Genomic DNA, 24,266 nt, shown 5'->3' on the forward strand with positions numbered 1-24,266 from the left:
CAAATTGGACATTCGTCTGAACCGGATCCCGCCGCGATGAGCTTTGCCATGCCGGCGCGTTTCGCATCGCCCGAGATGCGGACGGCGCTTTTCTACTTTTCGACGTTCATGACGCCCGCGGCGTCGACCATGCTCCTGTCGATATGGCTCGACTCGCGCGGCGTTTCGGAGTCGGAAATCGGCATCATCAATGCCGCGCCGATTTTTTTGATGATCGTGCTCAATCTCGTGGTGGGCCGCATCGCGGACAGGGCGAAGGACTGGCGCAGCGTCCTTGTCGTGATTTCCCTCATCGCCGCCGCGATGCCGTTCGGCCTGTTTTGGGTCTCGGGCTTCTGGAGCAGCCTCGTCATCTGGTCGCTATGCATGATCCCCTTCCTGTCGCTCGAGCCGGTGATCGACGCGGCGGCAACGCGGATGACGCGGAGACGCGGTACGGATTTCGCGCGCGTTCGCATCTGGGGGAGCGTCGGGTTTATTCTCGCGACATGGCTGACGGGGCTCTTTTACGGGTGGATCGGGATCGCAGTATTCGTGCCGATCTTCATTCTCGTCAATATATTCCGGGGACTGGTTTCGCTGCAATTGCCGTATTTTCGCGCGCCGAATCCCGAAGGCGACGTGCCGCAAACGGTCAACGCGGACGCGGCGCAAACGATGCGGCAGGTGCTCAAACCCTGGTTTCTGCTGACGCTTGTCGGTACCGCGCTTTTGCAGGCGAGCCATTTCGTTTTGATGGCGTTCGGGGCGCTGATGTGGGTCCGGATCGGCATTCCGGAGGGCTCTATCGGCTTTATCTGGTCGATCGCGCCGATCTGCGAGCTCGCAACGATGTTCTTTTTCGCCCGGATCGCGCGGCGGTTTTCGGCGCGGCATCTGTTGCTCGTCGCCTGTATCGCGGGCGTCGTGCGCTGGACAGGTGTCGCATTTGCCACCGAGGCTTGGCAAATGGCGCTCCTGCAAGTGCTGCACATGGTCACCTTTGCGGTTTCTTATCTAGGGATCGTCAACTTCATTGCAAATTGGACGACCGACGAGATCGCGGCGGAGGCGCAGAGTTTTTATGTCGTGCTGCGCCAGAGTGCCAATGTGGTTGCGCTCGTAACCTTCGGGCCTCTGGTGGCCGTGTTTGGTATGCGCGCGTTCCTTGGTGCGGCGGGTGCCGCGGCATTGGGTGCGGTCCTGGTGGGGATTTCACTAGCGATCAAGGAAATCAAGCGCTAGCCCGTATTTCTCACATTCCTTGCGCCCTGCGCCGCTTCAAAATGGCGAGAGGGCAGGAAGAGAGCGCAGTGCGATGCGGGACATCGTGCAAGCTCTCTGACGCCCCCTGTCGCCAAAATCCGACGCAGGGCGCAAGGAATGTGAGAAATGCGGGCTAGCCAGTCCCCGTTAATCGGCGGGTGTCACGAAACGGTTGCGCAAATCAGGCATCAGCTCAATCCGCATTGTATGATCAACGCTGGATTTGGACGATGCGGACCACTACCGATGTCAGGCGTGTGCGCGCGCTTTTCATTTCCGATGTGCATCTGGGCATGCGCAGTATCCGGACCGACGCGCTTATCGACTTCCTTGCGACCATAGAGGCAGATGCGATCTACCTCGTCGGTGACATTATCGATGGGTGGCGCCTCAGGAAGAGTTGGCACTGGCCGCCGCAATATAACCTTCTCGTTCAGTCGATCCTCGAGCGCGCGCGGCAAGGATGCCGCGTCGTTTATCTGCCGGGTAATCACGACGAATTTCTGCGCGATCATTTCAACACCAATTATGGCGATGTCGAGTTGCACGACCGTCTGATCCATATCGCGGCGGACGGGCGTACCTATCTCGTCATCCATGGGGATCAGTTCGACATCGTGGTGCGGCACGCCAAATGGCTCGCCCATATCGGGGACTGGGCATATAACACCATGCTGCGCGCCAATGTGGTCCTTAACTGGGTGCGCCGGCGGCTTGGGAAGCCGTACTGGTCGCTTTCGGCCTGGGCCAAGCGCAACGTCAAGAACGCCGCAAGCTTTATTGGCCGGTTCGAGGAAGCGCTGTCACACGACGCAAAGATGGCGGGCGTGGACGGTGTCATCTGCGGGCACATCCACAATGCCGCGATGCATCAAACCTATGGTGTGCATTACATAAATTGTGGCGACTGGGTCGAAAGTTGCACCGCGGTCATTGAAACCTTCGACGGGAATTTCGAACTCATACGATGGCCTGCTGCAAGACGTCAGCCGGCACCGTCGCGACGGCGCAAACGGCAGACCGTTTTCGATCGTCTCCTGTCGACGCGCGGTTAGGACGCATTCCGGGCACTGGGGGCAGGACATGACCAAACTTTTGATCGTTACGGATGCCTGGCATCCCCAGGTCAACGGCGTAGTGCGCTCGCTCGCGCGCATCGGGGAAGAGTTGCGGATACGGGGAATGGAGGTTCACTACCTCACACCCGAGCGGTTCTGGACCATGCCGTTGCCGACATATCCCGAGATTCGGCTCTCGCTGGCCAGCCTCGGAGCCGTCGGCGCACAGTTCGACGAGATCGATCCCGATCACATCCACATCGCAACCGAGGGGCCATTGGGACACATCGCGCGGCGTATCTGCCTTTGGCGCGGGCTGGCCTTTTCGACAAGCTACCATACGCGGTTCCCCGAATATGTCGCGGCGCGATTGCCGGTTCCGGCGGAATGGAGCTATGGCTATCTGCGCCGGTTCCACGGACCGGCCGCCGTTACTATGGTGCCGACGCGCAGCGTGCTCAAGGACTTGCGCCGGCATAAATTTCGCCATTTGGCGCTCTGGTCGCGCGGGGTGGATGCGGACCGGTTTGCGCCGGGACCCAAAACCATGTTCACCGACCTCCCAGGGCCGCATCTGGTTAGCGTTGGGCGTGTGGCGGTGGAAAAGAATGTTTCGGCCTTCCTCGATCTCGATGTGCCCGGAACGAAGATTGTCGTAGGTGACGGCCCGCAACTCGAAGAGCTGCGCCGCGCCTATCCCGAAGCGGTATTTGCCGGGCAGCTTGAAGGTGAAGCTCTGAGCGCGGCCTATCGCAGCGCTGACGTGTTCGTCTTTCCTTCGCGGACCGATACCTTCGGCAATGTGATGATCGAGGCGATGGCGTCGGGCACGCCGGTTGCGGCCTATCCGGTGACCGGACCTATCGACGTCCTGACCGATCCGGCGAGCGGGGTGATGGACGAGGACCTGGCCAGCGCGGTCTCGAGGGCATTGAGCCTGTCGCGGGACGCAGCGCGCGCGCATGCCTTGCGTTTTACCTGGGCCAATGCCGCCGATCAGTTCGCCGGACACCTTGTCGATGCGCGGGGCGCCGTCCGTCACGCGGCTTGAGGCGGACCCTGAAAAAAAGCGGCGGGAAGACCCCGCCGCGCTTTCTGTTATCCTTGGCTTCCCAACCGATCAGCCCAGCCGGCCGCTCGCGTGGGCGAGCATGGTATAGACCTTGCCGCGGTTGGAAAGGAGCTGATCCATCATCGCCGCTCCGCCATTGGTGCTGTTTCCAGCCTCACGGAGCAGTTGTTCGAATTCGCTCATATAGGCGTTTGCGGTGCGGCTGAACTCGGCATCGCGCTGGAACTTACGACGGACTTCGTCGAAGGTCGCCTGACCGGTGATGGTGTAGAGCCGGCGGTTGAACGCGCCAGATTCCCCATCCTGATAGCGGTTCCATGCCGTTGCGAGTGCGCGGTCGTCGATCGCGCGGGCGATGTCCTCGGTAAGGCTCGAGAGGTTGAGCGGGCGCTGGGTTTCCTGGCTGGCCGACGCGTTACGCAGCACGTCACGCAGCCAGCCGCCATCCTCATCGGAGGTCGGGGCTGCCGTCTCGCGCGGCCTGGCTTCGCGCGTATTGCGCGACTGCGACAGCGCTTCGTTGAGGCGTTCGGACGGAGATTTCGGCGCCGGGCGCTGCTCGACCGCCGTTGCCGCAGGTTCGGGCTGGCGCGGAGCCGGTTCAGCCGGACGCTGGGGTTGCGGCGCGGGTTCGGCACGGCGCGGAGCTTCGAAGGTCTGGGCGCGCGGCGCGGGAGCCGGGCGGCTCGACGCGGACCGGCCCGAGACCTCGTGCGTGCCCGGCTGGGCGCGGACGATGGCGTTGAGTTCGGAAAGCGCCTCGATCTGCTCGGCGACCACCCGCCGCATGGCGGCAGCGCTGGCGCGGGTTTCCTCAGGCAGGTCGAGAACCGAGCGCTGGAGTTCATTGCGCGTGGCTTCGAGCTCCTGGCCGAGCTGGCTTGCGGTCATGCGCATCGCGTCGGCGGTATCGGAGAAGCGTCGGGTCGCGTCGGCGTAGGCACGCTCGATATCGGCGAGCAATTCGCCCTGGGTCTGCCGCAGCGCCTGGCTGGCGCGCTCGCCTTCGCCCGAGGCCATGTCGCCGATCGAGGCGATCTGGCCGGACACGGCGTCGGAGGTCGCGTTGAGCGCTTCTTCCATGGCGCGGCGGGCTTCGATCAGGCGGCGTTCGGTCTGGTTGACCGTGTCGGCGATCGACTGGGCAAAGCCGCGCAGGCGCGCATCGATCTCGTCGGTGCGTGTGGCGAAGCCTTCCGCCAGCGCTTCCATCGCGCCGCGCCGGTTTTCCAGCGTGTCGACGGTGGAATTTGAGACTTCGGCAAGGTTCGCCGCAGCGGAATTGAAGCTGTCGGTTTCCGCCGAGAGCTTGCCCGAGATCTGGCCGAATTCATTGAGCATCGAAGAGATCGTCGACTGGAGCGCGTCGACGTGACGGCCCATGACTTCGCCCGCCTGCTCGGTGCCCGCGAGGGCCTCGCGCACGGCGTCGGAGTAGTTCGAGGTCTGCGCGGTGACGTCGCCCTGGAGCCGCGCGAGATTGCCCGCAGAACTTTCGAGCACACGTTGGAGCAGGAGGTTGGCGTCGTTGAGCTTGCGCAGGGATTCGGAAACGTCCTGCTCGATCCGGCTCGAAGACGCAGCCATAAGCTCTTCGGCGTCGCGGGTGCTGGATTCGAGTGCGGCACGCAGGAGGTTGGTCTGGTTGCCCAGCGCGTTGGTCAACTGGTTCTGCTTGGCGTCGATCAGTTCGGCGAAATTGTCGGTGTGTTCGGAGACGATGCGGTTGATTTCCGAGGCCTTGCGGCCAAGTTCGTCTGCGGTATGGACCGCGCGAACCTCGACAAGGTCTTCGATCTGTACAGCAGCAGTCTTGAACTCGTCCATCGCCTTGCGGACCACGGCGTCCATACGCATGGCGGTCTGCTCGACATCGGATGAGATATTTGCGGTGATGTTCGCGAGCTTGTCGTTGAGCACGCCTTCGATACGGACGGCCCCGGATTCGAGGTCGTCCATCGACCGGCCGATCGCAGTCTGGATCGAGCTCGAAAGGGTGGACTCGATCCTGTCGGCGCCCGATTCCAGATCGCGCATGGAATCGGAAATCGTGCCGTGAATGGCCTCGTTGAGCCCGGCGAGCCGTTCGGCGGTGATTTCGGCACGGGTGGTAATGGCCTCGGGCAGAGTGCCCAGGCGATCGTCCACCATCTCGGTGATCGCGTCGCGGGCCTCGACCAGGCGGGACTCCACGAGGTCGGCGGCATCGCGCGCGCTCTGGCCGACGCTCTCGGCGGCCTTGTCGATGCGTGCGGTGACGCCGGTCTCGGCATCGGCGATCCGTGCGACGGCCGTGTCGATCTCGCGGCCGATATTGGAGTTGATCTCGGCCACCTTGGTCTCGATAAGGCTGGAGACCTGGCTCGTGCGGCTGTCCATCGTCTCGTTGACGTTGGCGAGGCTGGCGTCGACGGCGGCGCGGAATTTTTCGCCCGAAGCTTCGACCGCACCGGTCAATTCGCCGGTGCGCTCGGAAATGATCTGGCCGATGTGTTCGGCACGTTCATCGAGCGAGGACTCGAGAGCGCCGGTACGGCCACGCATTTGCGAGTCGAGCTTTTCGGATGCTTCGTCAATCGTGGCGCCCAGGTGCCGCGTACGCTCGGTGAGCGTTTCGGCAAGGTGGGTTGCGGTGATGTCGAGCATGGAATTGACCGCGCTGGTGCGTTCGGCCAGCGTATCGTCGAGTTGCGTAGTGCGCGCGGCGAGGGTCGTGTCGAACTGCTGAGTGCGGCGCTCGAGCGCGTCGGAGAGTTCGGCCGAACGGCCTTCGATGGCATTCGAGAATGCGGTAGCTCCCGTTTCGAGCGCGGCATTGAGCTCGCCAGTCCTGGCGCTGATGTTTTCGCCAAGCGCGCTTGCACGCTCATCGAGCGCCTGGGAAAGTGCGCTCGTGTGCGCTTCGAGGGTCGTGGAGAAGCGCCCGGTACGTTCGTCGAGAGCGCCCGCAAGCTCGTTCGAGCGGGCATCGATGGCTTCGACGAAGGCTTGCGCCCGGCCATCGAGCGCATTGCCAAGGAATGCGGTCTTGCCGTCCACGAGATCGGCAAAAGCGCCGGCGCGGCTTTCGAGTGCCGCGGTAAGCGCCCCGGCCTTTTCCTCGATGGCGGCACCGAGCCGGTCGGCGTTGCCCTCGAAGGTCTGCGAATGATGATCGAGCGCGGAGATAAGGCGCTCGCCTTTTTCGCCAACCACGGCATCGATGCTGGAAATCCGGCTGTCGAGGATGACGGAGATCTCGTCTACCCGCGCGTTGAGCTGGGAGATCGTATCCGCGCCTGCACGGCTCAGGGCCTCGCGCGTCTGTTCGGCGGATTCGGCGAGTGCACCGTCGAGCTGCAGGCTCAGGGATTGAATCTGGCTCTCGATGGCATTGGACTGGATCGCGAAGGTTTCGTCCAGGCGTTCGGTGATCCGCGAAAGTGCCGTTTGGGCTTCGTCGGCGCGGGCAGTGATATCGCCGGACACCCGCTCGCCCAAGGCCGAGAAGGCCGTGCCCAATTCGTCCGAACGGCGCGAGAAGTCCACGAGGATGGACTCGGCGGAACCGCGCAGCACGTCGCCGAGCGAGGAGGCTTTGTCCTCAATCGCCGTCGAGATTGCGATGGTGTGGCTGTCGAGCGCGTTGACGAGCCCGTCCACGCGCCGGTCGACCGTCTGGGCGATCGCGTTTGCACGGTCGTCGAGTGCGGCGGCGAGCTTGTCGGTCCGCTCGGTAAAGGTGGTGTCGACGCGGCTTGCCCCGGCATCCAGCGCTTCGGCAAGGGCTTCGCTGCGGTCAGTGAAGATCGAGTCGATGCGGTTCGCGCGTTCGTCGAGCGCCGAGGTGAGGCGTGTGCTCTTTTCGTCGAGCGCGGAGGTGAGGGCAGACGTCCGCTCGTCCAGCGACGTCGCGAAAACAGATGTCCGTTCGTCGAAGGCCGCGGCGAGCCCGTCCGTCTGTTCCTCGATCGCGCGGGTGAGCGTCGAAGTCCGCTCGTCGAGCGCCGAGGTGAGCAGGGAAGTGCGCGAGTCGAGCGTTGCGCCGAGCGAGGACGTGCTTTCCTCAAGCGCGCTGTTGATGCGGCCAGCCGTATCGGTAAGCGCACTTTCCACGCGTTCAGCGTGTCCGTCGAGTGCCGACTTCACCAGCGATGCATTGGCGGTGAGTGTCGAATCGAGCCTGTCGGTCGAGGTATCGAGCGCGTTTGTCAGCGCGCTCGCCTTGTCGGTCAGCGTGCCGTCGAGCCGGCTGGCGCTGTCCTCGAGCGCCATCATCAAGTCTGACGTGCGGCTCTGAACGGTGTCGGTGAAGGACTGGCTGCGGCTATCGAAGGCCATTTCGATGGCCGTCCCTGCCGATTCAATGGCGCCGGCAATATCGTTGCCGCGCTGCGACAGGCTGCCTGTGATCTCCGAACCCGCTGCGCGCAGCCGTTCAGTCAGGCTCGAACCGATTTGATCGAGGTCGGTGGAGACATTGCCATGCACGGCGGCGATTGCGTCGCGCATGCGCTCGGCATTGGTCACAACCGCGTCACGCTGGCTGGCCAGTTCCTCGATGAGCTGGCGCATCCGCGTTTCGTTGTCGGAATAGCTGCGTTCGAGGGCGGTCACTTCGTTGTGCACCATGACCTCGAGCTCGCTGGCCCGCGAAAGCGCGCGTTCGAGCCCATCGCCGATGGCGTTCACCTCCCGGCGGACGGCCTGGCCGACGGTGGCAATCTTGTGTGCGGCAGCGGACTCGGGCTCATGCAGGCGCATGGCGGCCTGGGTCATGGAATTTGCGGCAAGCCGGAGGTCCTGAGCGCGACGAACCAGGAAGGCAATCGCGATCATCGCAAGAACGGGCAGGGCGACAATGGCGGCAAGCGCAGCGAAATCGAGGCTCCGTGTAAATTCGACAGGGGAGAGCCCTTCAGCGAACTGGCTGCCGTAACGCAGCCACGCAATCAGCGCGACGCCGGCGATCCAGAGTGCCGAGGCCCCGATGGCGACCCAAACAGGCGCATTGGATGCGCGAGAGAGCGGCGCGAAGCCGAAGTTCGAGCGGTCGTCATTGGCAACGGAATTGGCCTGCGCGGCGATCTTGTCGGCGGCGCGCAAGCGTTCATTCGATGTGGGCGTTTCCCGTTTTGCCGGTTGGCTCTCAACCTTGCGGGCGGGCTTGTCATCCATCGAAAAGACCGAGTCCTTCAGTGCGTTTTCGACAGCTGAGAACGCAAGCGCTGCCGGATCGTCCTTTGGGTTGGTCGATTTGTTCGCCATACTCGATACTACTCTTTACTCATGCGCCGCATTTTACGAACAGACGCTGAAACGGCTCTGCGGCAGGGGGCATGTGCACGTGTCCCCAACGCGGATGAACTGGCGCCTGTACGCCATTCACATATAGGCGCAATTCCGCATCTTCGTCTGCTCGTAACACGAACATATACACGGTTTGGCGCGATTGCTGAAATCTTTATTAAAAATTCGTTAACGCTGCACCGCCGCTTTCCCCAGATAGATGAAAAGCGGCGCCTTCCGAAGCCCTTGGCGGAGGTTAAGCCTCTTTTCATCCCCCAAACGCTAGACTGGTTTTCAGTATTTTCCAAGAGGCGGCAGAAGGCCGCGAAAGGGGCAAGACATGCCGCAGCCGCGTGAACTGGAGATCCGTCCCGAAGGGCGCGTGGACCGAACGTCCCGTCCGATCGATCTCGTGCACCTCGCCCGTCAGACGCTCGGGGACAAGGCTCTCGAGTGCGAAGTGCTGCGCATGTTCGACCGTCAGGTCAATCTCTATTTCGAGCGGGTGCGCGCTACGACCGATCCGGACGAGCTTGCTATGGGGCTGCACACGTTAAAAGGCGCGTCGGTCGGGATCGGCGCCGTCAGCCTTGCCGGGGTCGCGCGAGCAGCTGAGGTCGAGCTGCGCGAAACGGGCGCGCTTGACGCAGAAACGCTCGATGACATGGCCATGGCCGTGGCCGAAGTCAGCGCCTATATCCAGAGTATCGTCACGAATTGACCGGCTTGCGGGTCCCCTGCGAGCTCCTTATATCGGGCGCGTTCTTCTATTCTCTCCCGCCCGGAGTCTCACGTTTATGCCGCTGATCACCTTCATCGAGCCCGATGGCACGCGCCGCGAGGTCGAAGCCCAGCCCGGGGCGACTCTCATGGAAACGGCCATCCGGAACGGTGTGCGCGGCATCGTGGCGGAATGCGGCGGGGCGTGCACGTGCGCGACTTGCCATGTCTATGTCGAGGAGGAGTGGCTGGCGGTCACCGGCGGACCGTCGCCGATGGAGGAGGACATGCTCGATTTCGCTTTCGAGGTCGAGGAGAACTCGCGACTTTCGTGTCAGATTCGCGTCCGGGAGGATATGGACGGGCTGGTGGTGCGCGTACCGCGCCGGCAGGGATAAGGTGGCGTTCAGCCGGGCGGCTGCCAGAGCTCGACAGGGTTACCTTCGGGGTCGTGGATGCGCGCGAAACGGCCTGTTTCAGGCGTATCCCATTCATCGGGGCGGGTTTCGACGGCTATGCCTGCTGTTTTGAGCTGGATGATCAGGCCGTCGAGGTCATCCACGCGGAAATTCACCATAAACTGCTTGTCAGCGGGGAAATAATCGCTATCGGCGGCAAAAGGCGAATAGATGGTGAAACCCGCTTCCTGCTCCCAGAATCCAGGCACACCGAGATGGGTTTCATACCATTGGGCGAGCGCCGCCTTGTCGGCGCTGCGAAAGAATAAACCGCCAATGCCCACTGCCTTTGGCATGTCATATATCTCCGTTGCGTAGGGAAACGTAGCATTGCGTTCGGGGCGCGGCAACCTGAGGAGCGTCGTTCCCGGGGCGCCGCCTGGCAAGGTGGCAGCGCGTCATGCCACTTAATTCCTATGATTTTGGTCGACTTTGCCGTGCGATGGCGAAACACAGAATTTTTTTCGCGCGATGTCAGGCGGTCCGACTCTGCGTTCTAAAGGGGCGATAGAGAGGGAAATAAACCCCTTAGCTTGATGCGCGTGCTTGCTGAAAGCCCCGGAAATCCTTATTTTTGAGCAACTTCGCGACCGGTCGAAATACAGCGCAGCGCGACCGACGACGAAACCCCTGAACCCCTGGTTATTGGAGCAAGCTGTCCGGTGGCACGGCTCGACACATTTCCGGTCTCTTTCAAGGTTGCCGGACGGGCGATCCTGATCGTCGGTGGCGACGAGGAGGCGCTGGCCAAGGCGCGGCTTGCGGTCAAGACGAGCGCGGAGGTACGGGTTTTTGCACACGCGTTTGAGGCGGACTTCGCCGGACTTGGCGTAAACTTATTCGCGCGCGCAACCCAATTGTCGGACTTTGACAATGCGGCGCTGGTTTTCATTGCCGATCATGGGCCGGAGGGCGAACGGGCCCGTGCTTTTGCGAAAGCGGCAGGTGTTCCGATCAACGAAGTGGACGTTCCCGAAAACTGCGATTTCTACACCCCGGCGATCATTGACCGGGCGCCGATCTCGATTGCGATTTCGTCCGAGGGCGCGGCGCCGGTGCTGGCGCGGCTCGTGCGGGCGCGGATCGAGGCGGTGCTGTCGCCGCGGCTGGGTGCGATTGCGCGGCTGGCCGGCGCGATGCGGGAGAAGGTCGCTGCCGCGCTGACGGACGGCGTGGCGCGCCGCCGGTATTACGAGGCGCTGGTGACGAGCCCGGCGGTGGAAGCGGCGGTCGATGCAGGGCGGGGCGAGGCGGAAGCCGAGCGGCTGCTTGGTGCCCATGCCGATGCCGAGGCTGAAGGCGGCGCGGGCGTTGTTTGGCTCATCGGGGCCGGACCGGGCGCGGAAGATCTTCTGACCCTGCGCGCGCAGCGGCGGCTGCAGGAAGCCGATGTGATCGTGCATGATCAGCTTGTGCCCAGTGCCGTCATCGAGATGGGCCGGCGCGATGCGGAGCGGATTTCGGTCGGCAAGGCCAAGGGGCATCATTCGTTTAGCCAGGCGCAGATCAATACGTTGATCGTGCGGCTGGCGCGCGAGGGTAAGAAGGTTGCGCGATTGAAGTCCGGCGATCCGATGGTGTTCGGGCGTGCGGGCGAGGAAATCGCGGCGCTGCGAAAGGCGGGCATTGCGTATTCGGTCGTTCCGGGTGTGACTTCGGCGCTGGCGGCCGCGGCCGATACGGCGACGCCGGTGACGCTGCGGAAGGTTTCCAGCGGCGTGGTCTTTGCCACGGCGCATGGCGCCGATAATGCCGAGCTTGCCCATTGGGCGTCGCTCGCGCAATCGGGATTGACGCTGGGGCTCTATATGGGCAAATCCATCGCGGCCAAAGTGGCGGGCGATCTTCTGGCGCACGGGCTTAGTGCCACGACGCCGGTGGGGATCGTCGTGAATGCGGGCCGTGCGGACAAGGTGCTTTATTCGGGCACTGTCGGTGCGATGGCGGAGGACACTATCGACTTCGCCGATGGACCGGCAATCATATTCATCGGACATGCGGTCGCGAGCGGTGACTGGGCGCAAGCCGCCGAGATCGCGCCCGATATCAAACGGATAGCTTAGGACGAGAATGGAAATCCTCACAGGAAACGAATTGCTCTCGGGTGCCGTCGTTTATCTCGACACTGAAGGGCATTGGGGCGAGGACCTGCAGAAGGCGCGGGTCTTTGCAAAGGACGACGCTGAAGCGCGCGACGCCGCGATTGCCGCGACCAAGGCCACGGGCATGGTCATCAGCATCGAGGCCGAGGCGGTGAGCGTCCAAGACGGCGTCATCGTCCCTAACCGTATCCGTGAGCGCATCCGCGCCGAGGGCCCCACCACCCCGCGTTTTGAACGCCAGAACCTCGATGAGGACGGCCATGTATCGATATGACGAGTTCGACGCCGCGTTCGTAAATGAACGCGTCGCGCAGTTTTCCGACCAGGTGCGCCGCCGCATTTCGGGCGAGCTCAACGAGGACCAGTTCCGGCCCCTGCGGCTGATGAACGGGCTTTATCTGCAGCTTCACGCCTATATGCTGCGCGTCGCGGTGCCTTATGGCACGCTTTCGTCGCGGCAGATGCGCATGCTCGCGCACATTGCGCGCAAATACGACCGTGGCTATGGGCATTTCACCACGCGGCAGAACATCCAGTACAACTGGCCCAAGCTGCGCGACGTGCCGGCGATCCTTGCGGATCTCGCCTCGGTCGAGATGCACGCCATCCAGACTTCGGGCAACTGCATAAGAAACGTCACGACCGATCAGTTCGCCGGTGCGGCGGCCGACGAGATCATCGATCCGCGTCCGGTGGCCGAGATCATCCGGCAGTGGTCGAGCCTGCACCCGGAATTCACCTTCCTGCCGCGCAAGTTCAAGATCGCCATCACCGGCGCGCCGAACGATCGGGCAGCGGTCAAGTTCCACGATATCGGGCTGATGGCGCAGACCAATGGCAAGGGCGAGATCGGCTGGGCGGTGTATGTCGGCGGCGGGCTGGGCCGGACGCCGATGATCGCCAAGCTCATCAACGGCTTCGTGCCGCATGAGCACCTCTTGGCCTATCTCGAATCCATCCTGCGCGTTTACAACCGCTATGGCCGCCGGGACAACAAGTACAAGGCGCGCATCAAGATCCTCGTGCACGAAGAAGGGCTCGAAACGATCAAGGGGCAGGTCGAGGAAGAGTTCGCGCAGGTGCGTGGCGGCGTTCTCACTCTGCCACAGGAAGAACTCGACCGGATCACCGACTATTTCGCGCTTCCGGCGTTCGAGGAGGTCGGGGTCGTCGATATCGATGTGGAGAAGGAAAAAATCCTCAACCCGGCCTATGGACGGTTTCTTGAGAACAATACCTTCCCGCACGCCAAGCAGGGCTATACGTCGGTCACGATCTCATTGAAGCCCATCGGCGGTGCGCCGGGCGATGCCACGGCAGAGCAGATGGAGGTCGTCGCCGACCTCGCCGAGAAGTACAGCTTTGACGAGTTGCGCGTGACGCACGAGCAGAACCTCGTTCTGCCGCATGTGGCGCTCACCGACCTCAAGGCGGTCTACGACGCGCTGGTGGAGGCCGATCTTGCTGAAGCCAATGCGGGCGAGATCACGGACATGATCACCTGCCCGGGGCTGGACTACTGCGCGCTGGCCAATGCCCGCTCGATCCCGATTGCGCAGGACATCTCGCAGCGCTTTTCTTCGCCCGAGCGGCAGAAGGAGATCGGCGATCTGAAGATCAAGATTTCCGGCTGCATCAACGCCTGCGGACATCACCATGTCGGGCACATCGGCATTCTTGGGGTCGAAAAGAAGGGCACCGAGCTCTATCAGATCACCGTCGGCGGCGATGCGACCGAGAACGCGGCGATCGGCAATATTCTCGGGCGCGGCTTCGTCGCCGAAGAGGTGCCGGGCGCGATCGAGAAGCTGGTGGACACCTATATCGCCCACCGGGAAACCCCGGATGAAACCTTCATCGCGGCCTATCGCCGGCTGGGCGATGCGCCGTTCAAGGAGGCGCTTTATGGGAATGGGTAGGACGATAAGTCGCCTGGTTCGGCCAAATGGCGTCGCCGGTGCGCGCCGTGAGGCTGCTCACCCCTCATCCGCCCCTTCGGGGCACCTTCTCCCTCAAGGGGAGAAGGGAGGATTGGCGCAAGCATCTCGGCAAGAGCCCCCCTCTCCCCTTGAGGAAGAGGGGCTGGGGGAGAGGGGTGCGCTGAGACGGCTACGTGCTCTTCGGCTCGCGGGCGTTCAACTCAAGGAAACGGCAAATGGCAACGGCTAATCCCATGTTCACGGTGGCGGAAGCGAAGCCGGACAAGCTGCGGTCGCTCGGCATTATCGCGCTCAACGGCATGTTCGACGAGATGGATGCCGAGGGCGTACTGCGTCAGGCCGCCGAGGAGTTGCTGCCGGACGATCTGGCCATCGTGTCCTCCTTCGGGGCGGACTCGGCGGTGCTGTTGCATGTGGTGTCCAAGGTCAATCCGGACTTGCCGGTGCTGTTTCTGGAGACGGGCAAGCATTTCCCAGAGACGCTGGCTTATGTCGAAACGCTCAAAGCCCATCTGGGGCTGACCAACGTCCTGGCGCTTCATCCCGAGAGCGGGGATATCGAGCGGTTCGACCCCAAAGGCAATCTGTGGGAAACGGATCCCGACAGCTGCTGCCACATCCGCAAGACCGAGCCGCTCGAAAAGGTGGTTTCGGGCTATGGCGGATGGGTGACGGGCCGCAAGCGGTTCCAGACCTCGGACCGGGGCGTGCTTCCGCATTTCGAGTTGACGAGCGACGACCGGATCAAGGTCAACCCGCTCGCCTATTTTACGCATGCCGATATCGAGACGTACAAGGCCGAGCACGGCCTGCCCGAGCATCCGCTTTACGACAAGGGCTACAAGTCCATCGGCTGCGCGCCGTGCACCAGCGCCGTTGCCGAGGGCGAGGATCCGCGCGCGGGGCGCTGGCGCGGGCTCAACAAGTCCGAATGCGGTATCCACTTTGACTTCAACGGGAAGATTGCGGCGCCCATGAGCCAATCGGAAAAGACCTTGTTCAAGGATGGTGAGTTCAAGGCTGATCCCTGGCGTGCCTGGGCCGAGGACGATGTGGCTGCCGACGTGCGCTATACGCATGTGCCGGTGACGGTGTTCCTTGAGCACCGCGAGGCGTTTCTGGCGAGCCCTCATCCGATCGGGTTGCAGGTCAATCCCGGTGAAAAGGTCGAAGACGTCGCGGACGATCTCGATCGGTTCTCCTCGGTTGCGATCAATTTTCCGGCGTTTACCGACGGACGCGGTTATTCGAGCGCGCGGCTTTTGCGCGAGCGGTACGACTACAAGGGAGAGTTGCGCGCGGTGGGCGATGTGCTGACCGACCAAATTCCCTTCATGCGCCGGTGCGGCATTGACGCCTTCATCGTGACGCATAAAGCGACGCGTGAAGCGCTCGAGAAGGGTGCGCTGGCGGAGGTCTCGCATTACTACCAGCCGGTCGGGCTGGGCGACGTGCCCGCGGGCACGCGGCCCTTCCTGCGGCGGAAGGATACCTGACTATACTTGATGGGCCCGCTCATCTATAGAGCGGTCCAAACCGAAAGATCGATCCTGATAGGACCATTCAATGAGCGGAAATGAAATCACAACCGATGTCGTGATCATCGGCGCGGGCCCGGTGGGGCTTTTTGCTGTGTTCGAATTGGGTCTCGTGGACCTCAAATGTCACGTCATCGACATTCTGGACCGGCCTGGGGGGCAGTGCGCCGAGCTATACCCGGAAAAGCCGATCTATGACATTCCCGCTTTTCCGGAGATTTCGGGGCAGGGGCTGACGGACAATCTGATGAAGCAGATTGCGCCGTTCTCGCCGGAGTTCCACTATTCGCAGATGGTTACGAATGTCGAGAAGCTGCCCGAAGGCGGGTTCCGGGTGACGACGGATGCGGAGACGGTCTTCAACGCCAAGGTCATCGTGATTGCTGCGGGTGGCGGGTCGTTCCAGCCCAAGCGTCCGCCGGTTGCCGATGTCGAGCAGTATGAAGGCAAGTCAGTCTTTTATGCCGTGCGCAAGATGGACGATTTCCGTGACCAGGACGTCGTTATCGTCGGGGGCGGGGACTCCGCGCTCGACTGGACGCTCAACCTCGAGCCGATCACTCGTTCGCTGACGCTGGTGCACCGGCGCGACCAGTTCCGCGGCCACGCGGACAGCGTCAACAAGATGCACGCGCTCGTCGAAGAGGGCCGGATCAACTTCGTGATCGGCCAGCTTGGCCGGCTCGAAGGCAAAGATGGGCAGCTCGAAGAGGTGGTCTTGAACACCAAGGCCGGTGAGATGGGCATCCCTGCGACCCGGTTGCTGCCATTCTTCGGGCTCACCATGAAGCTCGGGCCGGTTGCCGACTGGGGGCTGGACCTGCACGATAACGCGCTCATTACGGTCGATACGGAAAAGTTCGAAACCAGCGTGCCGGGCATCTTTGCTATTGGCGATATCAACTGGTATCCGGGTAAGCTCAAGCTCATCCTTTCGGGCTTCCATGAGGGCGCGCTGATGGCGCAGGCCGCCAAGCGGATCGTCCATCCTGACGAGAAGGTCATCTTTCAGTACACCACGTCCTCGACCAAACTGCAGAAGAAACTCGGAGTCGCGTAAAGATGCAGATCATCGTCACCGATCAGGACGGCACCGTCCACGAGCTTGAGGCGCTCGAGGGATGGCGCGTGATGGAGGTGATCCGCGATTGGGGTCTCAACATCAAGGCCGAGTGCGGCGGCGCCTGTTCTTGTGCGACGTGCCATGTTTTTGTGGACGAAGAGTGGGAAGACAAGCTCAACGCGCCGACCGACGAGGAAGAGGACATGCTGGATTCGGTCCCCGATATCCGGCCTAATTCCCGGCTCTCGTGCCAGATCCTGATGAGCGAGGAGCTTGACGGGCTCAAGGTGACGCTGGCGGATTCGGCGCGTCAGGAAGACGCGGCGTAAGGCTGTTGCCGGTGGCTGGTTCATCAGCCGCCGGCTTTTCACTGCATCGAAGAAGAGTGCCGCCTCGGCAACAAGCCGAATGTTTTCTGCCAGGACAATCGCTTGAAGTGACGTTCTATCTGCCCGGATGGAGGTAGGCTCTGGTGACGTTTGGGCGGGACCGGTCCGGGTCCGATGGGAGTCGTCCCAGCGGAGGCCCAAACGTCACCAGAGCCGGTCGTCGCGCTGCGACGGCGTACTGCGGAAACGCAGCGGGGAGTTCGAAACGGTTTGGCAAAGCCAAAGACGAAGGTCCGGTGGACCTTCGTCAGTGCACGAACGCCCGGAGAGCTATGCTCGGAGGGCCAAACCCCAGCCTGTAAGATGGGCGGACAAGCCAAAAACCCCGGAGTCCGAAGCGGTTCGGCGTAGCCGAATGAAAAGCTCCGGTGGAGCTTTTCAAGCGCGCGGACGCCCAAAGCGCTATGCGCGATGGCGCGGCGAGGCTCGCTTCGCATCTATCCACCCAGTATGAGGCGCGTCTCGCCGCATACCGCTCACGCTATTTGACATCCGAGGCTCGAGGGCTGTCGGACGCATAAGCGCGCGCGGGGCTGTTGCGGCCCACTTCACCGAATTCGCAGCTTCGTGTAGAGCATTCGCTTAACCGCTTCCGTGAGGCTATCGATGTTCCTTCTCGACTATCTCCCCTACGCCATAGCTCTTGCGATCGCTGCGGCCATTCCGGGGCCGGGGATTGCGGCTGCGGTGGGGAAGGCACTCGGGTCCGGGTTCCGCCCGGCGTTATGGTTTCTTTTCGGGCTGGCTCTGGGAGACCTCACCTATCTCACGCTTGCGGTGCTCGGGCTTTCGGCGGTGGCGACGGCGTTTTCGGGGCTCTTTGTAGTGATCAAGCTAGCGGGGGCGGCATACCTCGTTTATCTCGCCATCAGCTTCTGGCGGGCCGGGATCGATCCGGACAAGGTGGCGGCGCGCAAGGGGAGCGGGTTCTGGCCGTCGCTTCTGTCAGGCTATTCGGTGACGATCTCGAACCCCAAGACGATCATCTTCTATATGGCGTTGCTGCCGACGGTGGTGGAGCTCGAGACGCTGACTGTGGTGGATTATGCGTGGCTGGTCGCCGTCACCATCGTGGTCCTGCAGATCGTACTGATCCCCTATATCGGGCTTGCGGCGAAGGCGCGGGACTTCCTGCGCAATCCGCGCGCGCTCAAGCTGCTCAACCGCGGTGCCGCGGGTGCCATGGCCGGGGCGGCGGCTTATATCGTCATCAAACAGTAGGCGAGCGCACCCGTTTGCCGTTGGCGTCAATCACGACTTCGCCGTCTTCCTTGGTGAAGGGGCCGATATCGGGATTGGGCAGGATATCGAGGACCATTTCAGAGGGCCGGCATTGGCGGACGCCTTTGGGCGTGACGACGAAGGGGCGGTTGATGAGGATCGGGTGCGCCAGCATGGCGTCAAGCAACCGACCGTCCGAAAGGTTGGGGTTCTCGAGGCCCAGTTCCTTGAAGACCGGCTCTTTCGACCGCATCGCGGTGCGAACGGTGAGACCGGACTTTTCAATGAGATCGATGAGGGTTTCGCGATCGGGCGGGGTGTTGAGATATTCAATGACCACAGGCTCCTCGCCGCTCTGGCGGATCATCGCGAGCGTGTTGCGGGAGGTTCCGCAGGCAGGGTTGTGGTAGATGGTGATGGTCAAAGTGCTCTCCTCGATCGCTGAAAAAGGAACCTTATCCCCGTTCGAACCGATGCTTGTTGCGGTTGGCGATGGCGACAAGGGACAGCATGACGGGGACTTCGACCAGCACGCCAACCACCGTTGCCAGCGCGGCGCCGGAGTTGAGCCCGAAAAGCGAAATTGCGACGGCTACCGCCAGCTCGAAGAAATTCGAGGTTCCGATCAACGCGCATGGGGCGGCAATGCTGAAAGGGATGTTCCATTTCCACGCCGCCCAGAACGTGATTCCGAAGATGCCGTAGGATTGGATCAGCAGCGGGATGGCGATCAGGACGATGACCAAAGGATTGGCGAGGATGGTCTGTCCCTGGAAGCCGAACAGCAGCACGACCGTCGCCAGCAAGCCAACGATGGAGAACGGCTTGACCTGGCCGTTGAAACGATCCAGCGCGGAGGCATCGCCGTTTCGCAGCAGAGTTGCGCGGGTGACCATGCCGGCGGCCAGGGGGACGATGATATAGAGCGCGACCGAAAGCAGGAGGGTTTCCCAGGGAACCGACAATTCCGTCAGTCCCAGAAGCAGTGCGACGATCGGGGCGAAGGCGAAGACCATGATAACGTCGTTCACGGATACCTGTACGAGCGTATAGGTCGGATCGCCCTTTGTGAGCTGGGACCAGACGAAGACCATCGCAGTGCAGGGCGCGGCCCCAAGCAGAATGAGGCCCGCGATATATTGCTGCGCATCCGCCGGGTCGATGAACGGCGCGAAGATATAGTTGAAAAACAGAACGCCCAGAAGTGCCATGGTGAACGGCTTGATCAGCCAGTTGACGACAACCGTCAGGACGAGACCCTTGGGCTTCTGGCCGATCTGCGCGAGGGAGCCGAAGTCTACGGCAACCATCATGGGGTAAACCATGGCCCAGATCAGCACCGCGACGACGAAGTTGACCGAAGCGTATTCAAGCGCGGCCAATGCGCCGAAGAGTTGGGGGAAAAGATTTCCCAAAATGAGGCCAGCGGCTATTGCGGCGGCAACCCAGATGGAAAGCCATTTTTCGAAAAAGCCGATACCGCCAGCCGGGGCGGGCGCAATGGTGTCGATGGTCATGGAAAGCGGTCAGTCTCTGGTTTGGCCGATGGCGTCGAGCCTGGATTTAAGCGAAAGCCGGTCGATGCTGGCAATGGGCAGGTTGAGGAGGAGCGAGATGCGGTTGCCCAGTTGCCGGGCGGCTTCGGCGAACGCGACGTGCTTTTCGCTGTCGGTGCCCTGGGCTGCGGCCGGGTCGGGCACGCCCCAATGGGCGGTCATGGGATGACCGGGCCAGATCGGGCATTCCTCCTGGGCCGCGTCGTCGCAGACGGTGAATATGAAATCGAATTCGGGCGCGCCGGGCCCAGCGAATTCGTTCCAGCTTTTTGAGCGGGCGTAGTCCGGGTCGATGTTCAGGGTTTTGAGCAGGTCGAGGGTGAAGGGATGGACTTCCCCTTTGGGGTGGCTGCCCGCAGACCAGGCCTTGAACCGCCCCTTACCGTCGCGGTTGAGCAGGCCTTCGGCGATGATCGAGCGGGCGGAATTGCCCGTGCACAGGAACAGGACGTTATAAACCGGCTCAGTCACAGCATGTCTCCGCGTTTTCCGGTTGCAGGCAGGAAAGCGTACTTAAAAGCGGCGCGCAGACTTCCGGGCGTCCGCCGCAGCAATCTTCGAGCAGGAATGCGACAAGCCGATAAGCGGTGTCGAAGTTCGCCCGATAGTGAATCGTGCGCCCGTCGCGTTCGCCTTCGATCAGGCCTGCCCGCGCGAGAATGGACAGGTGGTTCGAAACCGTATTCTGGCGCCCCGCCACGGCCTCGGCAACGGCGCCGGCCGTCAGTCCATCCGGACCGGCCTTTATGAGGGCGCGGACGATGTCGAGGCGAGTCGTCTGTGCGAGGGCCGAAAAGGCGTCGATAGCATCATTTGTATCCATATATCGAGAATTATCGATATATGGATCTGGCGTCAAGGGTGAATCAATTCAAGTTTTGATGGCCGCGAAACAGGAACTGTAAGCGCGGCGATGCGTTGGGAAAGCGGGGATGCCGGTGCCTGCTGGATTGGCAGGTGCCTTCTAGAGCTTTCCGCGATTCTTCGAAGCGCGAAAACTCTCTAGCTCTTCATTTTATCGCGCTTCCGAACCGCAAAAGCGATGCCTGCTTTTGCTGGAAGCGCTCCAAGAGGAGATGACATCATGATTGCCAAAGCTCTTGTCGCCCCGTTTGCCCTCTTAGCAGGTCTCGCCCTGGGAACCGGCGCTTTTGCGCAAACCGAGGTCGGCACGATCGTCGTCAGCGATATGGAGCTGCCATATGTGCAGCAGTATTGCGAGGATCTGGCCGACGCAGGCCTGGGGTCGGATCCTGAGGAAAGGGAGCCATCCCCCCTGGAGGAAGTACGGACGCCCGGTGTGGTTCTGGGCTCACTTCATATCAGCGACTGTAAGGAGGCTGGCCTGATTGAGGGATAGCCAGCGCAGCAAACCCGTAAAGAGGAGGCCCGGCCGATGGTCGGCTGGGCCCGTCGATGGCGCCGTTCGAGCGCGTTTTTTCTGCAAAAGCCCAAATTTGACCGCCGGTTGGCTGATCGGGGCGGCAGACTACAATCTGGCGAAATGCCGATATGGGAACTCGACGCAACCTTTTCAAATCATTGCTAAATTTTTATTTGAGAAACGTTCGAATAAGGCAGTTACGCCAAAAAGTGGTCCAACAAAGGCCATGCGCCGGCGCGAACGTCACGCCGTTCGGAACTGGCGGGCAACGACCTTCCAGCCGGACGCCAACCTAGAAGGACTACTCAAATGAAAACCAATATGCTTCTTGCTTCCGCTACCCTTATCGGTGCTCTCGCCGCCGGCTCTGCTTTTGCGCAGACGCCCGTCGGAACGATCGCAGTGTCCGATCAGGACCTGCCCTATGTCGCTCAGTATTGCGGGGACATGGCCAGTGAGTCGTCGCAGTGGGATGCGCTCGACGTCGAGCCGAAGTGGACCGCCGAACTGGCGACGCCGCACGTGCAGCTTTCGTCGATCTCCTATAAGGACTGCCAGAAGGCCGGCCTGATCTAAGGCCAGCTATTACATCTCAAAATAACGAGATCACGAGCCTGGAGGGCGATGCCGTGTGGTGTCGCCCTTATTGCTGTGCGGTTTTCTCAGTGACTACTTTCGTCAGGTCCCCGATGAAGTCGGTCACTACAGGCGATTTCTGCGTTTCGAACGGGAGGGGGCGGACAACTCTTATGGCTGCAATGCCGACCCGGACGGTCATCAAGCCGTTGACGACGCCTTCGCCAAGCCGCGCCGAGAGCTTGGCCGCGAGGCCTTGGCCGACAAGCTGTTCAACGACACCGTCGGTGAGGACGAGGCCGCCGGTTACCGCAAGGTGTGCGAGGATGGCGCGGACGAGCCGCAGGAAGCCGAAAAGGCCAGGGCGAGCGCCGTAAAGGTCAGCGAGATTGCGGGCGAGCCTGAAGCTTTCGAAAATGACGAAGGCTATATCGATGATGGCGCGCGGCGCTACGGCGGTGACAAGCGCGACCCGTCTGGCGCTGGCTGCTGTGAGCGCACGGGCTTTGGCGTCGAGAGGAGCCATTATCGTGCGTTCGGTGATGCGTATCGTTTCCGCGCCGTCGAGCTGATCCTTCAGGTCGCCCTGTAGCGTTTCGCGGGCACGGGCGAGTTCGGCGCGAGCGCTATAGAGCTCAAGTACATGGCTTGCCACAGCGCGAGCGTCTTTGAGGTCGTCGGTGATAAGCGTCCGGGCGGCTCGGTCTCGCAGTGCGTCGAGCATGCGCAGGCGTATCAGTCCGGCAATTTCCCGAATAACGAGCACGGCAAGGGCGAGGATGAAAACGGCGAGAACCCCGAGACCCAGCCAGCCGAGCCAGTCATAGCGCGCGAACAAATCGCGGATCAGCCGTTCGGCGGCAAGCCCGAGCCCGAGTGAGACGAGGGTGCCGCCGGTCCAGAGCGTGAGGCCGCGCCAGACGCCGCCACGCTTTTCAGGTTCGGGCGGGACATCCGATGCCGCAAGCGTTTCTGCGCTCTCGGTGAAGACGTCTTCGGTTTCCTCGACGCGGTCGCTTGAAAAGGCGCGTGGCGGGCGGGCCTCGTGGCTCTTTTCATCCCGCGAACGCGTAGGGAGGGCGCGGGGTTCTCTCATGAGAGCCGGTCTCCAATCAGAAAATCGATGGCTCGGTCGAGCCGGATGTTGGGCAGAACTGGGTCACCAGCCTCGGTCTGCACAAGGTTCTGCGGCGGCAGGAAGCGCAGGAAATTGAGTTGAGGCGTTGATTCAGATGTTTTGAAAAGTGAATCGGGATTTTCCGGTAAGTCGCCGGAGAACAAGGCGATTTCGGTTTTTCCGTCATAGGTCGTGCTGCCCAGGACCTGACCTTTCTCGGGCGTTCCGATGATTGTGGGGAGCGTATCGCCGTTGTCCTTGATCGTGCCTTCGCGGGTGGCACGGATCGCGGCGATGGCGAGCGAGCGGGTCTGGGCGCCGGAGAACTTGGCGCGCCGTGCCGCGCTTGCGACAAGCCGGTTGAGGATGGCTTCGAGCCGTTGGTGAGACGTGTGGTGGAGATGGTCGGCCTTTGTCGCGGCGAAGAGGATGCGATCGATCTTGCGGTTCAAAAGCCTGGAGATGGGGTTTGAGCGTCCCTGGCGGAAGCATGCGAGCACGGAGGTCAGCGCGGCCTCGAGATCGGCTACCGCTTCCGGGCCGGCATTAAGCGCGCGCAGTGCATCGACAACAACGATCTGCCGGTCGAGCCGGGCGAAATGATCGCGGAAGAAGGGGCGGACGACGATGGATTTATAGGCCTCGTAGCGCCGTTCGAGCATGGCGTAGAGGCTGGCCGACTTGACCACGCCGGACGGCGTGGGGAGCGGCGCGAACCGGAGGGCGGGCGAACCTTCGAGATCGCCCGGCATCAGGAAACGGCCCGGCGGCAGCGTTGAAAGTGCCTGGCGGTCGGTTTTGGATTCGCGCAGATAATGCGTGAACGCTTCGGCGAGCTTTTCGGCCGTCGCTTCATCCGACAGGGCGGTCGTATCCACCGTCCGGACAAGATCGAGAAACGCCTTGGCGTCGTCGCTTCGTCCCGGGCGCTGAGCGAGCGAGAGCGCTTCTTCGCTCCAGGTCTTAAAGCTTTTGGTGAGAAGTGGCAGATCCAGCAGCCATTCACCGGGATAATCCACGACGTCGAGATTGAGCGTAGAGGCACCCAATTGGGATTTGAGCCAATTCTGGCTCTGATAGCGCAGGCTTATACGCAGTTGCGATATGCGCCGTGTGCTCTCGGGCCAGACGGGCGGATCGCCGAGGAGTGCGGCCAGATGGTTTTCGTAAGCAAAACGCGGCGTTGCGTTATCCGGGTGCTCGGCAAGCTGTGCGCCAATCAGCCGGCCTTCACTCATCGCGGCGAAGCCCGGCAGGCGGGCGCCCGTTAGCAGATTGTGGATCAGGGCGGTGATGAAAATCGTCTTGCCCGCGCGCGAGAGGCCGGTAACACCGAGTCTCAGGGTCGGCGTCACGACGCCGGTGGCGGCATCCGCCAGATTGCCCAAGGTGATGCCGACTTCGTCTGCGAGTGTTGTGGGGAGAGTGCTGGGCACGCCGCGGCTTTCTTTCTTTTGGGATCCAAGGTAGGCGGCGCGGCGGATTTTGCAAGGTGGCGGTGGCGGCGTGATTTACTCCATTCGCTATCCGATTTGCGCGCGCGCTATCCGATTTGCGCT

At 62.1% G+C, this 24,266-nt stretch carries 22 protein-coding genes; 14 read left to right on the top strand and 8 right to left on the bottom strand.

The features are described from left to right. Positions 1 to 48: 48 nt before the first annotated feature. From LG281_RS18095 to LG281_RS18105, 3 genes are all read left to right on the top strand, one after another. Entirely contained in the window at positions 49 to 1,224 is a 1,176-nt protein-coding gene (locus LG281_RS18095; protein WP_404403179.1) for an MFS transporter, read from the top strand. 251 nt (positions 1,225 to 1,475) lie between these two features. Beyond that, on the top strand, positions 1,476 to 2,300 hold the full coding sequence (locus tag LG281_RS18100) for a UDP-2,3-diacylglucosamine diphosphatase (protein ID WP_404403180.1): 825 nt from the start codon (positions 1,476 to 1,478) through the stop codon (positions 2,298 to 2,300). Between the two features lie 28 nt (positions 2,301 to 2,328). Continuing rightward, positions 2,329 to 3,354 carry a glycosyltransferase family 4 protein gene (locus LG281_RS18105; RefSeq protein ID WP_404403181.1) on the top strand — a complete coding sequence of 342 codons (1,026 nt, stop codon included), beginning with the start codon at positions 2,329 to 2,331 and terminating at the stop codon, positions 3,352 to 3,354. Positions 3,355 to 3,423: 69 nt separating this feature from the next. On the opposite strand, the gene LG281_RS18110 is transcribed toward LG281_RS18105, so the two are convergent. Continuing rightward, positions 3,424 to 8,622, bottom strand: a complete 5,199-nt coding sequence (locus LG281_RS18110; protein ID WP_404403182.1) for a hypothetical protein — start codon at positions 8,620 to 8,622, stop codon at positions 3,424 to 3,426. Positions 8,623 to 8,983: 361 nt separating this feature from the next. Between LG281_RS18110 and LG281_RS18115 the strand changes: the two genes are divergently transcribed. Together LG281_RS18115 and LG281_RS18120 are read left to right on the top strand one after the other, a co-directional pair. Further along, the gene (locus LG281_RS18115; protein ID WP_404403183.1) at positions 8,984 to 9,364 is read left to right on the top strand and encodes an Hpt domain-containing protein; all 381 of its coding nucleotides are present in this window, start codon (positions 8,984 to 8,986) and stop codon (positions 9,362 to 9,364) included. 76 nt (positions 9,365 to 9,440) lie between these two features. Continuing rightward, the gene (locus LG281_RS18120; RefSeq protein ID WP_404403184.1) at positions 9,441 to 9,761 is read left to right on the top strand and encodes a 2Fe-2S iron-sulfur cluster-binding protein; all 321 of its coding nucleotides are present in this window, start codon (positions 9,441 to 9,443) and stop codon (positions 9,759 to 9,761) included. 8 nt (positions 9,762 to 9,769) lie between these two features. On the opposite strand, the gene LG281_RS18125 is transcribed toward LG281_RS18120, so the two are convergent. Beyond that, positions 9,770 to 10,117, bottom strand: coding sequence for a VOC family protein (locus LG281_RS18125; protein ID WP_404403185.1), 348 nt, complete (start codon positions 10,115 to 10,117; stop codon positions 9,770 to 9,772). A gap of 366 nt (positions 10,118 to 10,483) precedes the next feature. Here LG281_RS18125 and cysG point away from each other — a divergent pair, with 366 nt between their 5' ends. The 7 genes from cysG to LG281_RS18160 all read left to right on the top strand — a co-directional run bounded on the left by cysG (position 10,484) and on the right by LG281_RS18160 (position 18,074). Next, a complete protein-coding gene (gene cysG / locus LG281_RS18130) occupies positions 10,484 to 11,884 on the top strand; it encodes a siroheme synthase CysG (RefSeq protein ID WP_404403186.1) in 1,401 nt (466 codons plus the stop codon). Positions 11,885 to 11,891: 7 nt separating this feature from the next. Next, a complete protein-coding gene (locus LG281_RS18135) occupies positions 11,892 to 12,197 on the top strand; it encodes a DUF2849 domain-containing protein (protein ID WP_404403187.1) in 306 nt (101 codons plus the stop codon). Continuing rightward, entirely contained in the window at positions 12,184 to 13,842 is a 1,659-nt protein-coding gene (locus tag LG281_RS18140) for a nitrite/sulfite reductase (RefSeq protein ID WP_404403188.1), read from the top strand. The genes LG281_RS18135 and LG281_RS18140 overlap by 14 nt, the downstream gene beginning before the upstream one ends. Before the next feature lie 236 nt (positions 13,843 to 14,078). Next, positions 14,079 to 15,359, top strand: a complete 1,281-nt coding sequence (locus LG281_RS18145; protein WP_404403189.1) for a phosphoadenylyl-sulfate reductase — start codon at positions 14,079 to 14,081, stop codon at positions 15,357 to 15,359. Positions 15,360 to 15,429: 70 nt separating this feature from the next. Further along, positions 15,430 to 16,461 (top strand): NAD(P)/FAD-dependent oxidoreductase, encoded by a 1,032-nt coding sequence (locus LG281_RS18150; protein WP_404403190.1) that lies wholly within the window; start codon positions 15,430 to 15,432, stop codon positions 16,459 to 16,461. Between the two features lie 2 nt (positions 16,462 to 16,463). After that, positions 16,464 to 16,793, top strand: coding sequence for a 2Fe-2S iron-sulfur cluster-binding protein (locus tag LG281_RS18155; RefSeq protein WP_404403191.1), 330 nt, complete (start codon positions 16,464 to 16,466; stop codon positions 16,791 to 16,793). Between the two features lie 666 nt (positions 16,794 to 17,459). Beyond that, the gene (locus tag LG281_RS18160; RefSeq protein WP_404403192.1) at positions 17,460 to 18,074 is read left to right on the top strand and encodes a LysE family translocator; all 615 of its coding nucleotides are present in this window, start codon (positions 17,460 to 17,462) and stop codon (positions 18,072 to 18,074) included. Here the strand turns inward: LG281_RS18160 and arsC are convergent. The 4 genes from arsC to LG281_RS18180 are packed head-to-tail and all read right to left on the bottom strand — an operon-like array spanning position 18,064 to position 20,453. Beyond that, positions 18,064 to 18,498, bottom strand: coding sequence for an arsenate reductase (glutaredoxin) (gene arsC / locus LG281_RS18165; RefSeq protein WP_404403193.1), 435 nt, complete (start codon positions 18,496 to 18,498; stop codon positions 18,064 to 18,066). The two genes, LG281_RS18160 and arsC, sit on opposite strands and share 11 nt — an antisense overlap. 31 nt (positions 18,499 to 18,529) lie before the next feature. Then, entirely contained in the window at positions 18,530 to 19,591 is a 1,062-nt protein-coding gene (gene arsB / locus LG281_RS18170) for an ACR3 family arsenite efflux transporter (protein ID WP_404403194.1), read from the bottom strand. A 9-nt stretch (positions 19,592 to 19,600) separates the two neighbouring features. Continuing rightward, positions 19,601 to 20,101: an arsenate reductase ArsC gene (locus LG281_RS18175; protein WP_404403195.1), complete on the bottom strand. Its 501-nt coding sequence runs from the start codon at positions 20,099 to 20,101 to the stop codon at positions 19,601 to 19,603. After that, positions 20,094 to 20,453 carry an ArsR/SmtB family transcription factor gene (locus LG281_RS18180; protein ID WP_404403196.1) on the bottom strand — a complete coding sequence of 120 codons (360 nt, stop codon included), beginning with the start codon at positions 20,451 to 20,453 and terminating at the stop codon, positions 20,094 to 20,096. Before LG281_RS18180 ends, LG281_RS18175 begins: the two co-directional genes overlap by 8 nt. Before the next feature lie 261 nt (positions 20,454 to 20,714). On the opposite strand from LG281_RS18180, the gene LG281_RS18185 reads away from it, so the two are divergent. Beyond that, entirely contained in the window at positions 20,715 to 20,990 is a 276-nt protein-coding gene (locus LG281_RS18185; RefSeq protein ID WP_404403197.1) for a hypothetical protein, read from the top strand. Positions 20,991 to 21,323: 333 nt separating this feature from the next. After that, positions 21,324 to 21,590, top strand: a complete 267-nt coding sequence (locus tag LG281_RS18190) for a hypothetical protein (RefSeq protein ID WP_404403198.1) — start codon at positions 21,324 to 21,326, stop codon at positions 21,588 to 21,590. 67 nt (positions 21,591 to 21,657) lie between these two features. Here LG281_RS18190 and LG281_RS18195 read toward each other — a convergent pair whose 3' ends face one another. Further along, positions 21,658 to 22,686: a YcjF family protein gene (locus tag LG281_RS18195; protein WP_404403199.1), complete on the bottom strand. Its 1,029-nt coding sequence runs from the start codon at positions 22,684 to 22,686 to the stop codon at positions 21,658 to 21,660. After that, a complete protein-coding gene (locus tag LG281_RS18200) occupies positions 22,683 to 24,143 on the bottom strand; it encodes a YcjX family protein (RefSeq protein ID WP_404403200.1) in 1,461 nt (486 codons plus the stop codon). Before LG281_RS18200 ends, LG281_RS18195 begins: the two co-directional genes overlap by 4 nt. Between the last annotated feature and the right edge of the window lie 123 nt (positions 24,144 to 24,266).

Source organism: Pelagibacterium halotolerans (assembly GCF_044811015.1).
Classification (GTDB): domain Bacteria; phylum Pseudomonadota; class Alphaproteobacteria; order Rhizobiales; family Devosiaceae; genus Pelagibacterium; species Pelagibacterium halotolerans_A.